The sequence below is a fragment of the Kitasatospora sp. NPDC029367 genome, assembly GCF_055569135.1.
Map to the genome: position 1 here is coordinate 48,188 of NZ_JBVHYH010000013.1, position 13,101 is coordinate 61,288.

Below are 13,101 nucleotides of genomic sequence, written 5' to 3' on the forward strand. Positions count from 1 at the left end.
GACTGTCCCCGGACGAACGATCAATGGCGGCTGAACCGCTTTAGGGCGGGCTTTCGTTCGCGCGCGATACGGCGAATGTTCATGTGAGGCAAGGGAGTTGGGCGGCGTCCCGGTCGCCGCGCGGCTTGCGTGGGGTGGACAGCGGACGATCGACCCGGGCAAGCTGATCCCCATGCCAGTTGCGAGTCCTGAGGCAGTGTCAGTCAGTGTCGACCGCTCCTTAGCCCCTCGGCGCCCCGGACGGCTCCAGGTGCTTGCACCGCCCGGTGCCGTGCGCCACGCCGACCCCGCCGACCGTGCCGGGCATGTCGCCCCCGCCTACCCCGTCGGCGGCCGGGCATGACCGACGTCGCGGTGCAGCCGCTGGCTCGACCGGGACTGGCCCTCGGAGTGCTGGCCGGGGCGCTCGCCCTGGACGTGAGCGGCCTCGGGGTGCTCAACGCCGCCCTGCCCTCGGTCGGCTCCCGCTTCGACCTCGCCGACACCACCCTCCAGTGGGTGATGACCGCCTACGCCGTCACCTTCGCCGGGTTCCTGCTGGTCGGCGGCCGACTGGCCGATGTGCTCGGCCGGCGGCGGGTGTTCGAGGTCGGCGTCGCCGTGTTCACCGCCTCCGCGCTGGTCGGGGCGGTGGCGCCGAACATCGGGGTGCTGCTGGGCGCGCGTGCCGTCCAGGGAATCGGCGCCGCGCTCTCGGGTCCGGCCGCGCTGGCGCTGCTCTCCGAGGCGTTCCCGGCCGGTCCGGCCCGCAACCGGGCGTTCAGCGTCTACGCGGCGGTCGGCGCCGCGAGTTTCAGCGGCGGGGTGATGCTGGGTGGCGTGCTGACCCAACTCCTCGGCTGGCGTTCGGTGCTGTGGTTCTCGGTGCTGCTGGGGGCCGGTGTGCTGGCCGTGACCAGGATCGGCCTGCCGGACGGCCCCGGGCACCGCGGCCGGCTGGACCTGCCGGGCGCGGTCGCCGGGACCCTCGGTCTCACCCTGCTGGTGGTCGGGGTGAGCAGCTCCGGCGCCACGGCCTGGACGGTGCTGGCCGCCGCCGCGCTCTGCCTGGTGCTGTTCGTGGTGCGGGAGCACCGCACCGCCGACCCGGTCCTCCCGCTCGGCCTGTTCCGGCTCGGCTCCGTCCGGGCGGCGAGCCTGGCGGCGTTCCTCCAGTACACGGGCTCGGTCGGGATGCTGTTCTTCGCGCCGCTGTACCTCCAGGGGATGCTGGACTACTCCCCGTTCGAGTCCGGCCTGGCGCTGGTGCCGATGTCCGCCGCGGTGTTCCTCACCGCCAACTTCGCCACCGGCCGACTGCTGGCCCGGTTCACCCCGCGCACCCTGATGTCCGTCGGGCTGGTCCTGATCGGCGTCGGCACCGGGCTGTGGCTGGTCACCCCGCACGACGGCTCCTACCTGGTGCACGTGCTGCCCGGCCTGGTGCTCAGCGGCATCGGCCAGGGGCTGAACTTCCCCTCGATGACCACCGCCGGGCTGGCCGGCGTCCCGGCCGAACAGCAGGGCGTTGCCGGGGCGGTCAACGTGGTGACCCAGCAGATCGGCGCGAGCGTCGGGGTGGCGCTGATGGTCCTGGTCGCCGGGACCAGGACGGACCAGCTCGACGGCTACCACCTCGCCTACGTCACCGCCGCCGCGGCCTGCCTGCTCGGCGCCGCGGTCATCGCCGCGGGGCGCCGCACCTGACGGACCCCGCGCCCGCCGTCCCGGCCCACCGTCCCGTCCCGCCCACCGTCCCGGTCCGCGGGCCGGGACGGCCGACGTGTGCCGGTTGACGCCTTCGGCCCGGTGCAGCATGCTGCTGACCAAGCCAAGCAAGCGCTTAGTCACCCGCGAAAGGCGCCACCCGTGCCGTCCCTGCTGCTCTCCCGCCGCGACCTCGACTTCCTGCTGTACGAGTGGCTGGACGTCCCCTCGCTCACGGCGCGGCCCCGGTACGCCGACCACTCGCGGGAGACCTTCGACGCCGCGCTGGACCTCAGCGAGCAGGTCGCCACCCGGCACTTCGCGCCGCACAACAAGCGGAACGACGCCGAGGAGCCGCGCTTCGACGGCGAGCGGGTGCACATCATCCCGGAGGTCCGGGAGGCGCTGGCCGTCTTCGCGGACACCGGCCTGCTCGGCAGCGCCATGGACCACGAGGTCGGCGGCGCCCAACTGCCCTCCGTGGTGGCCAGCGCCTGCTTCGCCTGGTTCCAGGCCGCCAACCCGGGGACCTCCGGCTACCCGTTCCTCACCGTGGGCAACGCCAACCTGCTGCTGGCGCACGGCAGCCGGGACCAGATCGACACCTACGTCCGGCCCATGGTCGAGGGGCGGTTCTACGGCACCATGTGCCTGTCGGAGCCGCAGGCCGGCTCCTCGCTCGCCGACCTGCGCACCCGGGCGGAGCCGCGCGCCGACGGCAGCTACCGGCTGTTCGGCAACAAGATGTGGATCTCCGGCGGTGACCACGAGCTGTCCGAGAACATCGTCCACCTGGTGCTGGCCAGGATCCCCGGCGGGCCGCCCGGGGTGAAGGGCCTCTCGCTGTTCATCGTGCCCAAGGTGCTGGTCGGCGCCGACGGCGCGCTCGGCGAGCGCAACGACGTCGTGCTGGCCGGGCTGAACCACAAGATGGGCTTCCGGGGGACGACCAACACCCTGCTCAACTTCGGCGAGGGCGTGCACCGGCCGGGCGGCGAGCCCGGCGCCGTCGGTCACCTGGTCGGCGAGCCGCACCGCGGCCTCGCGTACATGTTCCACATGATGAACGAGGCCCGGATCGGCGTCGGCCTCGGCGCCACCGCCCTCGGCTACACCGGCTACCTGCACGCCCTCGACTACGCCCGCACCCGCCCCCAGGGCCGTCCGGTCGGGGCCAAGGACCCGGACGCGCCCCAGGTGCCGATCATCGCCCACGCCGACGTGCGCCGGATGCTGCTCGCCCAGAAGTCCTACGCGGAGGGCGCGTTGGCCCTGGTGCTGTACTGCGGGCGACTGCTCGACGAGGAGCGCACCGCCGCCTCCCCGGAGGACCGCGCCCGCGCCCACCTGCTGCTGGACGTCCTCACCCCGATCGCCAAGAGCTGGCCCTCCCAGTGGTGCCTGGAGGCCAACAGCCTGGCCATCCAGGTGCACGGCGGCTACGGCTACACCCGCGAGTACGACGTCGAGCAGTTCTACCGGGACAACCGGCTCAACCCCATCCACGAGGGCACCCACGGGATCCACGGCCTCGACCTGCTCGGCCGCAAGGTCGTCATGGACGGCGGCGCGGGCCTGCGGCTGCTCGCCGAGACGGTCTCGGCGACCACCGCCCGGGCCGGGCGCGTCGGCGGCGAGGCGGCCGAGTACGCGGGGCAGCTCGACGAGGCCGTCCGGCGCATCGTCTCGGTCACCCGGCGGCTGTGGGCGGCCGGGGAGCCGGAGACGGCGCTGGCCAATGCCACCGTCTACCTGGAGGCGGTCGGCCACACCGTCGTGGCCTGGCTGTGGCTGGAGCAGCTGCTCGCCGCCGACGGGGGCGGCGAGCCGGTGCACGAGGGGAAGCGGCATGCCTGCCGGTACTTCTTCCGGTACGAACTCCCGAAGACCGAGGCCCAGTTCCGGCTGCTGGAGAGTCTGGACCGCACTGCCGTCGAGATCCCGGACGACGCGTTCTGAGGGTGCTCCGGCCCCCGGACCGGTGGGGCCGGGGCCGAGCCGCGCGGGGGCGGTCAGGGGATGGCGCCCTCCGGGGGCGCCGTGACGAGGGCGGGCAGCCGCCGGGCGAACAGCCCGGCGGTGGCCAGCACCAGGACTCCCATGACGGCGACGGAGCGACCGGTCGTCATCGTCTCGGCGATCAGCCCGGCCGCGACCGGGCTGAGGCCCTGGGCGGTCATCAGCCCGGTCGACTGCAGCCCGAAGGCCTGCCCCCGGGAGCGCTCCGGAACCGCCGCCAGGAACGGCCGTTGCAGGCCCAGGGAGTAGCAGAACCCCACGCCCACCGCGACCAGCAGCACCCCGCCGAGCGCCACCGGGAGGCCGGGGACCGCGAAGGCCAGCAGCGGTGCGCCGAGCACGGCGAGCAGCGGCAGCACCGAACGCTCCACCGTGCCGGTGCGGACGAACCGTCCCAGCACGGTGTTGCCCACCAGCATGCCGACCGGCAGGCAGGCGAGCAGCACCCCGCCGGTGCCGGTCGACAGCCCCCGGTCCCGCACGTACGGCAGGACCAGGCTCTCCGCCCCGGTGGCGAAGGCCGGCGGCAGCCAGCGCACCAGCAGCAGCAGCCGGACCCGCCGGTCCGCGAGCAGCCGTCCGTTCTCCGCCCAACTGCCGCCCACGGTCGAGCGCCTGCCGCCCACGCCGGACCGTCGGCCGCCCGCCGGGCGGGGCGCCGGGAGCGGCAGCGGGCCGAGCCGGGCCGCCACCCACAGCCCGGCCGCCAGGTGTGCGAGCGCGGTGACCAGCAGCGCGCGGCGCGCGCCCAGGGCCGCGACCGCCAGGCCGCCGCAGCCCAGCCCCAGCAACTGGGCGCCGGAGGACACCACGTTGAGCAGCGAGCGGCCGGGGACGTACGCGGCGCCCGGCAGCACCTCGGCCACCGCCCGGCCGGTGGCGCCCTGGCTCACCGGCGTGGTGGCGGCCACCGCCGCGACCAGGGCGAGCACGGCCCAGTAGGGCAGCGCGACCAGCACCAGGACGACGGCGGTGGCGCCCTCCAGCAGGTAGCCGAGGCCGATCAGCCGGGCCGGCTGCACCCGGTCCGCGACGTTGCCGAACAGTCCGGACCCGATCACCTGGGGGATGAAGGAGATCCCGTAGGCGAGCGCACCGAGGACGGTGGAGCCGGTGGCCGTCAGCACCAGCACGGAGAGGGCGACCGCGCGCAGGCTCTCGGCCACCGTGCCCAGCCCGTAGCCGCACAGCAGCACCCGGTACGGGGCCACCGCGAGCAGCTGCCGGTAGCCGACCCGCTCGGCGGCCGGTGCCGGCGGGGGCGCGCCTACGGCACGGGTCACGGCCGCGCCCCCGGCCTCCGACCGCCCGCAGGCTCCCGCTCGCCCGCAGGCTCCCGTTCGCCCGCCGGAGCCCGGTCGGCGCCCGTTACCAGCAGCTGCTGGAGGCCGCGCAGGGTCGCGCTGGGCCGCCGCACCGGCTCCCCGACGATCCGCAGCTCCTCGTACCGGTCGCCGAGCGCGTGGAACAGCGCCTGCACGATCCGGACGGCCAGGTGGTTGCCCAGGCAGGCGTGCACGCCCCGGCCGAACCCCAGGTGCGGATTGGGGTCGCGCCCGAAGTCGGCCCGGCCGGGCTCGGGAAAGACGGCCGGGTCGTGGTCGGCCGCGCCGAACACCGCCAGCACCACCTCGCCGCGGCGCAGCCGTCGGCCGCCCAGGTCCACGTCGGTGTTGACGGCCCGGCCGCTCGCCTGCACCGGACCGTCCAGCCGGAGCAGCTCGTTGACGGTGGCGGAGTCGGTACTGCGCAGGTTCGCTCCGCTGAGCGCGCCGTGCCGGTCCAGCCCGAGCAGGGCGTTCCCGATCAGGCTGGTGGTGGAGGTGTAGCCCGCGTGGAACAGCGCCCGCGCCGTGTTGACCAGGTGTTGGGCGGGCACCTCGCGCCGGGCGGCGGTGAGCCCGGCCATCATGCCGTCGGTGTACTCGGCCCGGAACCAGCCGTCGACGAGGTCGTTGAGCAGCACGCGGGCGGCCAGGCCCGGTTCGATCCGCTCCGGTGCGAGACCCCCGTCCATGCTGAGGACCAGCGCGCGGGAGGCCGCGCGGAACTCGGCGTCCTGGACCGGCGGCGGGGCGCCGAACAGCAGGCAGGTGGCGGACAGCGACAGCGGCTCGGCGAGTTCGGTGATCACGTCCGTCGGTCGGTTGCCGAGCCCGGCGACCAACTCCTCGGCCGTGCGCCGGACCTGCTCGGTCCAGCGCTCCAGGTCGACCGTGCGCAGGGCGGCCAGCACCGGCTTGCGCAGCTCGGTGTGCTCGGGCGGGTCGAGGGTCTGCATGCTGAGCCGCTGCCAGGGGACGTCCCGGCCGGACTTGCGCAGGTCGGAGCCGAAGGTCCCGGTGTCCTTGACCACCCGGAGGCAGTCCTCGTGCCGGGTGAGCACCCACACGCCGAGCTGCTCGTGCCAGTGGACCGGGTCCTCGGCGCGCAGCCGGGCGTAGACCGGGCGCGGGTCGGCCAGCATGGCGGGGCTGAGCGGGGCGAAGAGTTCCCCGTCGGGCTCCCCGGTCACCGGGCCGCCCCCGTCGGCGGACGGTCGACGGCGCCCGGGCCGCCCGAGCGCCGGGCCAGCGCGAAGTCCTCCGGCACGCCGGGCGGCGGGTCGAGGAGCGCGAAGCCCGCCTCGGCGAGCTCCCGGTGGACGGCGGGCCGCGGCACCGTGAACAGCACCCGGGAGACGGTCTCCTGGTGGACGATCCGGCCGTCCAGGCTCGCCGTGTACTCGGCCCGGCGCCGCATGGTGGAGTCGCTGAGGGCCTCCGAGGAGGTGCGCAGCCGGTACTCCACCCCGGCCACCGTGGCCTCCGCTGCCGTCCGCAGCTCCCAGGTGCTCGGCCGGCCGTCGGTGAGCATGTCGAGGGCGAGCAGCCCGCCCGGCCGGACGGCGCCCGCCAGGTCCGCGAACAGCTTGCGCCGGTCCGGGCCGTCGAGGCACTGCAGCACCCCGGCGCACAGCGCGTAGTCCACACCGGTGGGCAGGCCGGTCGCCCCGGCCGGGAGCAGCACCGTCCGCGCGGCGAGCTCGGGCCGGGCGGACAGCTTGGCGAGGTGGACCGCGCGCATCCCGCGCGAGGGCTCGAAGCAGTGCACGGTGCAGCCGAGTTCGGCCAGCCGCAGGGCCAGGGTGCCGGTGCCGGAGCCGAAGTCGAGCACCACGTCACCGGCGCGGGCCGGCCCGGCGAACGCGTCAGCGTTCGGCGAGGTCTGGTGGCCGGCGGCGTCGGCCCGGGCGAAGAGGTCGTAGTAGTAGGCCATGACGTCGTACGGATCCGGCGCGGCGAGCGCGTCGCCGCCGGTGGGCTCTTCCACTCTGGATCAGTTCCTTCTGGAATCGGGGCGGTGCGCAGGCCGGAAAAAGGTGTTGGCCGTCGGCTCATCAGCCGTCGGCCAACACCCGCGCTTTTCCTGTGGTCGTGCATTCAACGGGTTTCCGGGTTTCAGTGGTCGTAGCTCATGTCGAGCCCCCTTTCCGCTGACGACGCAGAAACTATCCATCGCGCCGAACCGTCCGACAACGCCGCGAATGCGGCAGCAAACTGCATGGCAGCTACTTCCGTCGATTCCGCCGCGCCGCGGGCGGGAGTTCGAGGACGGGCCGCTAAGCGAGCCAGACCGGCCCGCCCGGGTCGCCGCCGCGGCCCTCGCATGGCGCAGCGCCCCGCAGGCGTCGGCGCCCCAGGCCGCCGTCGGCGGCGCCCCGGACGCCCGGTCGAGGAGGCGGACGATCCGCCATCCCCCGGGCAGGCCGGGGATCCGGTGGACCACCACGCCCCGTCCGCTCCCCGGTACCCCCGCCTCGACCACCCGCCGGACGGCCGCCCGTCGGGAGAGCAGGGCGAGGGCGCCGTCGAGCAGCCAGTGGCGCTCGCTCGGCCCCGCCGCGCCCACGCTGGGGCCGGGCGGGGCGGGCCCGCGGCCGGGGTAGGGCGCGGGGGCCAGCGACCGCAGGCCGTCCAGGACGTGGTGGAGGTGCGGGCGCCGGTCGAGCGGGCCCCGGCGGTCCAGCAGCCGGCGGGTCGTGACGAGCAGGCCGCTCCACGGTTCGAGCAGCGGGGCCGTGCTGCGCAGCAGCTCCTCGGGGTCGGCCCGGGCGTCCGTCAGCCGGTCGCCGAGCGCGCGGATCCCGCTCCACCGCGGGCGGCCCGGGCCCGCCAGGGTGACCCGGCTGACCGAGCCGCTCGCCCGGTGCACGACAGCGGCGCCGTCCTGCGGGGAGCGGGCGAGCAGCTCCCTGAGGGTCTCGCGCAGCGCGGCCCCGGCAGCGGCCCCGGTGGTGCCCGGGCCGCTGCCGGGCCGGGCCGCCGGGCCCGGCGCTCCGTCGGCGCGGTGCCACAGCGCGACCCGTCTGACCAGCTCCTCGTGCCGCTCGCCCGGCCGGGCGCCGCCGGGGCCGAGGACGGCGAGGCCGGGCAGCACGGTGACGGGCATCGGCTGCTGCTTGTCGGGCATGCGGTGCGGGGCGTCCTTCATGAGGGGGCGGCGTGCGATCGGCCCCCGCCTCCGACGCTCCTGCGCCCCGCGGCACCGGACGGGGCGCCACGGGTACGGCTCCGGTCAAGCTTCGGCCCCGCCGCGCCGCCGCGTCCATCGAGGGGGTGCGGCAGGAACCTGCACGGCAGGCTTGCCCGCACGGACCGCGCGGACCGCGGGTGTCGGCGGGGGTCCGTACGGGGTGTCCGCGGGTGGGGCGAATTCCGGTACGGCCTGTGTGGAATTGCCGCTCGCGGGACCACAGAATCATCAATTCCGGTGCCGGCATTCCGTTTCCGTCCGGGCCGGTCCGGAAACGGCCGGCCGATTTTCCATGCTCATGACGACAGGGCGGGCTAGGGTGTCCGGTGGAGCGTCGCTGTTGATCGACGGTGAGGCGTGTGGATTGTGGTGGAAATCTCCCAAAAGGATATGACGTACCTGGACGACACCAGCTCCGCGAAGACCAGTTCCGTGCAGCTGAGCCCGATCGCCGTATCGATCTACGGCTCGGCCCTGGAGCGCGGCCGGATCTCCGAGGCGGACCAGCCCGAGCTGCTCGAGGAGTTGCGCGCCACCCCCGCCGAGGTCGAGCTCGGGCTGGCCGTCCTCAGGGAGTTGAGGCTGCTCACCCCGGCCCCCGACGACCCCGGCGCACTGACCCCGGCCAGTCCCGACTCGGCGGCCGCCCAGCTGGTTACCCCCATCAAGCAGGAGATCGCCGGCCTGGAGCAGTTGGCGTCGGACCTCGAATCCCAGGTGCTGTCGCTCAAGTCGCTCTACTTCGAGAGCCGTCAGCGGCGCAACCGCCGGGAGGCGGTCGACGTCATCGACGGCGCGGGCCGGGTCCGCTCGCTGCTGGGCGAGGCCTTCCGCCGCTGCTCGGTCGAGGTCTTCGGCGCCCACCCCGGCGTCATCTCCGAGCAGGACCTCGAGGGTGCGCTGCCCGAGCAACTCGCGCTGCTGGCCCGCGGCGTCCGCCTGCGCCTGCTCTTCCAGCATCCGGTCAGGACCAGCGCCCGCCGGCGCGAGCTGCTCGAACGGCTCACCCGGGCCGGCGGCCGGATCCGCACCTGCGAGGAGATCGCCGACCGCATCCTCGTCCTCGACCGCGAGACGGCGTTCATCCCCAGCTGCTCCGGGCCCGACGGCGCGGTCGTCCTGCGCGAGCCCTCCACCGTCGACTTCCTCTACCGCTCCCTCGAACAGGCCTGGTCCGCCGCCCTGCCCTTCGAGCCCGACGGCCCAGGCAGCCCCGACGGCCCCGGCGCGCCCCGCTGCGGCATCGCGGGCGAGGAGATCAAGCGCGCGATCCTGCGGATGCTCGCCGCGGGCGCCAAGGACGACCTGATCTCCCGCCGGCTGAGCATCTCGGTCCGGACCTGCCGCCGCCACATCGCCGAGATGATGGACGAACTGGAGGTCTCCAGCCGCTTCCAGGCCGGGGTCAAGGCGATCGAAGCGGGACTGATCCGCCGCTCGACGGCCCCGGGCGAGGGGGCGCCCCAGGAGGCGGCCTGCTGACCGGTGCCGCTCACCGGAACACGCCGACGGGGGAGGCGGTGAGCAGGCGGTGGCGGGTCAGCCCACGGGGGTCGGCAGGGCGTCGGCGAACCGGCCGACCACCTCGTCCAGGGCGGTGGCGGCGGCGGGGGAGAGCTCGGTGCTGCCGTCCGGCGCGGTCAGGATGTCGCGGTCGAGGACGAACCAGCCCTGGGTGACGTGCGCGGCGCCCATGCTGGTGAGCACCGGCCGTAGGGCGTAGTCCACCGCCAGGACGTGGGCCGGGGAGCCGCCGGTGGCCAGCGGCAGCACCGTCCGGCCCGCGAGGGCGTACTGCGGCAGCAGGTCCAGCAGGCACTTGAGCAGGCCCGAGTAGGCGGCCTTGTAGACGGGCGTGCCCACCACGACGCCGTCGGACTGCCGCAGCAGCTCGGCGACCTCGACGACGGCGGGGTGGGAGACGTCCGCGCCGGTGAGCACCTCCGCGGGCAGTCGGCGCACCTCCAGCGGGGTGACGTGGTGGCCGCGGGCTTCGAGGCGCTGGGCGGCCGCCCCGAGCAGGCGGGTGGTGCGGGAGACGGGGGACGGGCTGCCGGAGAGGGTGAGGATGCGGGCCATGGGAACCTCGATCGGGTGGTGCGGTGGGCGGGTGGGTCGTGAGGCGGCGTGCGGGTGGGTCGTCGTACGGTGCGCGGGTCGGTCGTCGTACGGCCTGCGGGCCAGTGTCAGACGGTGGCGATCCGGTGGATCTCGGCGAGGGTGCGGGCGTCCAGCAGGTCGGGCAGCGACAGCCGGCGGCCGCTGAGGCGTTCCAGGGCGGTGAGCAGGCTCAGCAGGTGGAGCGAGTCCCAGCCGGGGAGGTCGTCGAAGTCGACCTCGGCGTCCTCTGGCCCGAGCGGCAGGCCCAGTTCGGTGGCGGCCACGGTGATCAGTTCGGCGAGGCCGTCGGGGGCGGTCATACGGGGTGTCCTTCCAGGAGGCCGGTCAGCTCGGCGTCGAGCCGCAGGTGGCCGGGCGGGGGCAGTTCGGTGTCGAGGTCGTGGCGGAAGGCGAGGCCGCCGTCCGGCCCGGCCGAGCCCTCGGCGGGGACGAAGCCGTACCGGGGCAGCAGGTCCTTGACCGTGCCGTTGCGCGGGCCGGGCCGGTAGCGGCCGGTGACCGCGCGCAGGCCGGTGTCGGCGGCCAGGCCGAGGACAGCGGAGAGCACCGCCTGCTCGATGCCGCGGGAGAACACCCGGCAGCTCAGCAGGAAGTTGTCGATCCGCAGCTCCTCGCCCTCGCGGGCCAGGAAGACCGCGCCGACCAGGCCGTTGTCGCCGAAGCGGTCGGCGGAGCGCACGGTGAGCACCCCGGAGCCCTCGGCGGCCGCGAAGGCGGCCACCTCGGCGGGCTGGAGGCGGCGGGTGGTCAGGTTGAACTGGTTGGTCCGCAGGGTGAGTTGGGAGACCCGGGGGAGTTCCTCGGCGGCCAGCGGGCGCAGTCTGACCTCGACGCCCAGCTCGTTGAGGTAGTCGGTGAGCGAGTCGAAGCCCTGGAGGAAGTCGCTGCGGGCGACCTCGCCCCGGTAGAGCTCGGCGCGCTTGCGGTCCTCGCCGGTCAGCCGGCGGACGTCGAACCAGCCGTCGGACAGCAGCCGTTCGACGTGCAGCGCCGGTTCCTCGTCCAGCGCCACCACCGCGACCTCGGGCAACTCCCGTCTGACCAGGCCGCGTTCGTAGGGCGAGTCGTCGACGAAGACGAAGCCGGAGGTGCCCAGGTTGAGCGCCTCGGCGAGGTCCGTGATCCCGGCCGGCTTGGGGCGCCAGTCGGCCGTCACCCGGACGAAGTCCGCCTCGCGCAGCGTCATCTCGGGGTGCTCCCGCAGGACCGTCAGGACCGGCTCGCGGTCGTTCTTGCTGACGGCGGCGAGCAGCACGCCCTGGGAGCCGAGCTGTTTGACCACCCGCTGGAACCCGCGGAACGCCTCGCCGCGCGGCGTCCCGCCCGCCTCGACGCCCTCCGGGCCGTCGTCCCCGAGGATGCCGCCCCACACCGTCTGGTCCAGGTCCAGGACGAGCACCTTGCGGGTCAGCCCGGCCAGGTGGCGGGCCAGGTGCCCGGCCTCACGGGCGTAGGCGGCGAGCAGCGGCTCGGAGAGGTGGGCCTTCGCGTAGACGTCGAGTCGGGCGTCGGTGACCGGGACGCCCTCGGCGAGCAGCGGGTCGAGGTCGAGGACCACCACCGAGGGGTTCTCCTCGCCCAGCCGCAGCAGCCGGGCGTTGGCCTCCCGCCAGAGTGCGCCGAGTCGGGCCCGGGACTGGTGGTCGACCAGCTGGTGGGTCCAACGCCTCGGGAGCGGAACGGTGTTGAGGACCAGGACGCCGCGTGCCGAGGCCGCGAAGCGGGCCGCCAGCGCGGTGATCAGCTCGACCTTGCCGTCCAGCACCCGGGCCGCGTCCTCCGGCCGCCAGGGCAGCGGGACCTCGTCGAAGACCACGGCCGGGTCGAGCAGGCAGAGCGTCAGGTCCGGATCGGCGGCGTAGAGCGCGCTGCCGGGGTCGGACAGCTCGAACACCCAGCTGTCGAAGTCGCCCCGGTACGGGCGCAACAGCAGTCCGTGCCGGGCGAGTTCACCGGTCAGCGGGGCGATCAGCGGGGCCACGGTGCCGTGCCCGAGGACGGCGACGGTGAGCACGGGGGTGCCCGGGTGGGCGGCCAGCACCTCCGTCGGGTCCAGCCCGGCCAGGATCCGGCCCGCGTGCGCCGTCCGGGCCGGGTCGGCCTCCGCGAGCAGGGCCCGGACGCCGGGGTACTCGGCGGCGAGGCGGCCCTGACGGCGGAGGTCGAGCAGGGCGTGGGCCGGGTCGGCGGTCGTTTCCATCGGGGGCTCTCCGATCGGTCTGCTCCGGGGCGTGGGGCCGTGGAGCGGTGCCGGGCCATCGTGGCCGGGCGGACTGAACCGGGCCTGAATCCCGGCCGGGCGCGGGCCGGTTCAGGGCCGGTTCAGGGCCCGTTTTCGCGGCACCCGGAGAGTGGGTGGCTCCCTCGACCCCGAGACCCCGGGAGGTACCGGGTTGGACGTACTGCATCCCCGGTCGGCGCGCCGGTACAGGGCCGCCGACTGGGCCCTGCGCCGGATCCTGCTGCCGATGAGGTGGTTCGCCGTCGGCTGGGCGCCGCTGCCGGGCTGCGACGGCTCGGCGTGGGCCGGCCTGCCGCCGCAGCCCGGTTCACCGTCGTCGCGGTGGTCGTCGTCGCCGTCGCCGTTGTTTCCGTCGTCGCCGGTCGGCCCGCCGGCCGGGCACCCCGAGCGGCTGCTGGTCGGGGTGCCGCCCACGCCAGTCGAGCGGGAGCTGTGGGCGGGCCTGACCCGGCCGGGCTGAGCGGGCGGCGTGCCGACGTTCAGGGGTGGTTTAGCCGCCCGGCCGAGCATGACCGCCG

At 75.0% G+C, this 13,101-nt stretch carries 11 protein-coding genes; 4 read left to right on the forward strand and 7 right to left on the reverse strand.

From position 1 onward, the window contains the following. Positions 1–339 precede the first annotated feature (339 nt). Both ACZ4W5_RS09985 and ACZ4W5_RS09990 read left to right on the forward strand, forming a co-directional pair. Entirely contained in the window at positions 340–1,686 is a 1,347-nt protein-coding gene (locus ACZ4W5_RS09985) for an MFS transporter (RefSeq protein WP_465653804.1), read from the forward strand. Between the two features lie 162 nt (positions 1,687–1,848). Continuing rightward, positions 1,849–3,645 carry an acyl-CoA dehydrogenase gene (locus ACZ4W5_RS09990; RefSeq protein ID WP_465653805.1) on the forward strand — a complete coding sequence of 599 codons (1,797 nt, stop codon included), beginning with the start codon at positions 1,849–1,851 and terminating at the stop codon, positions 3,643–3,645. A 53-nt stretch (positions 3,646–3,698) separates the two neighbouring features. Here the strand turns inward: ACZ4W5_RS09990 and ACZ4W5_RS09995 are convergent, their stop codons facing one another. From ACZ4W5_RS09995 to ACZ4W5_RS10010, 4 genes are read right to left on the reverse strand one after another with little or no spacing between them, the layout of a single operon-like run. After that, positions 3,699–4,988 carry an MFS transporter gene (locus ACZ4W5_RS09995; protein ID WP_465653806.1) on the reverse strand — a complete coding sequence of 430 codons (1,290 nt, stop codon included), beginning with the start codon at positions 4,986–4,988 and terminating at the stop codon, positions 3,699–3,701. Next, entirely contained in the window at positions 4,985–6,220 is a 1,236-nt protein-coding gene (locus tag ACZ4W5_RS10000) for a cytochrome P450 (protein ID WP_465653807.1), read from the reverse strand. Before ACZ4W5_RS10000 ends, ACZ4W5_RS09995 begins: the two co-directional genes overlap by 4 nt. Further along, positions 6,217–7,017, reverse strand: coding sequence for a class I SAM-dependent methyltransferase (locus tag ACZ4W5_RS10005; RefSeq protein ID WP_465653808.1), 801 nt, complete (start codon positions 7,015–7,017; stop codon positions 6,217–6,219). Before ACZ4W5_RS10005 ends, ACZ4W5_RS10000 begins: the two co-directional genes overlap by 4 nt. A 6-nt stretch (positions 7,018–7,023) precedes the next feature. After that, positions 7,024–8,157, reverse strand: coding sequence for a hypothetical protein (locus ACZ4W5_RS10010; protein ID WP_465653809.1), 1,134 nt, complete (start codon positions 8,155–8,157; stop codon positions 7,024–7,026). A 453-nt stretch (positions 8,158–8,610) separates the two neighbouring features. On the opposite strand from ACZ4W5_RS10010, the gene ACZ4W5_RS10015 reads away from it, so the two are divergent. Beyond that, positions 8,611–9,702: a helix-turn-helix transcriptional regulator gene (locus tag ACZ4W5_RS10015; protein ID WP_465653810.1), complete on the forward strand. Its 1,092-nt coding sequence runs from the start codon at positions 8,611–8,613 to the stop codon at positions 9,700–9,702. Positions 9,703–9,759: 57 nt separating this feature from the next. On the opposite strand, the gene ssuE is transcribed toward ACZ4W5_RS10015, so the two are convergent. From ssuE to ACZ4W5_RS10030, 3 genes are all read right to left on the reverse strand, one after another. Further along, positions 9,760–10,299: an NADPH-dependent FMN reductase gene (gene ssuE / locus ACZ4W5_RS10020; RefSeq protein ID WP_465653811.1), complete on the reverse strand. Its 540-nt coding sequence runs from the start codon at positions 10,297–10,299 to the stop codon at positions 9,760–9,762. Between the two features lie 107 nt (positions 10,300–10,406). Further along, on the reverse strand, positions 10,407–10,640 hold the full coding sequence (locus ACZ4W5_RS10025) for a phosphopantetheine-binding protein (protein WP_380402165.1): 234 nt from the start codon (positions 10,638–10,640) through the stop codon (positions 10,407–10,409). Beyond that, positions 10,637–12,541, reverse strand: a complete 1,905-nt coding sequence (locus ACZ4W5_RS10030; RefSeq protein WP_465653812.1) for an HAD-IIIC family phosphatase — start codon at positions 12,539–12,541, stop codon at positions 10,637–10,639. Before ACZ4W5_RS10030 ends, ACZ4W5_RS10025 begins: the two co-directional genes overlap by 4 nt. A 268-nt stretch (positions 12,542–12,809) precedes the next feature. Here ACZ4W5_RS10030 and ACZ4W5_RS10035 point away from each other — a divergent pair, with 268 nt between their 5' ends. Then, positions 12,810–13,043 carry a DUF6059 family protein gene (locus tag ACZ4W5_RS10035; RefSeq protein WP_465653813.1) on the forward strand — a complete coding sequence of 78 codons (234 nt, stop codon included), beginning with the start codon at positions 12,810–12,812 and terminating at the stop codon, positions 13,041–13,043. The last annotated feature ends 58 nt before the right edge of the window (positions 13,044–13,101 follow it).

Excerpts from the sequence above, each read along its gene's own strand:
- ACZ4W5_RS10025 (WP_380402165.1), bottom strand. The coding sequence starts at position 10,640 with ATGACCGCCCCCGACGGCCTCGCCGAACTGATCACCGTGGCCGCCACC.
- ACZ4W5_RS10015 (WP_465653810.1), top strand. The coding sequence starts at position 8,611 with ATGACGTACCTGGACGACACCAGCTCCGCGAAGACCAGTTCCGTGCAG.
- ssuE (WP_465653811.1), bottom strand. The coding sequence starts at position 10,299 with ATGGCCCGCATCCTCACCCTCTCCGGCAGCCCGTCCCCCGTCTCCCGC.
- ACZ4W5_RS10030 (WP_465653812.1), bottom strand. The coding sequence starts at position 12,541 with ATGGAAACGACCGCCGACCCGGCCCACGCCCTGCTCGACCTCCGCCGT.
- ACZ4W5_RS10035 (WP_465653813.1), top strand. The coding sequence starts at position 12,810 with ATGAGGTGGTTCGCCGTCGGCTGGGCGCCGCTGCCGGGCTGCGACGGC.
- ACZ4W5_RS10010 (WP_465653809.1), bottom strand. The coding sequence starts at position 8,157 with ATGCCCGACAAGCAGCAGCCGATGCCCGTCACCGTGCTGCCCGGCCTC.
- ACZ4W5_RS09985 (WP_465653804.1), top strand. The coding sequence starts at position 340 with ATGACCGACGTCGCGGTGCAGCCGCTGGCTCGACCGGGACTGGCCCTC.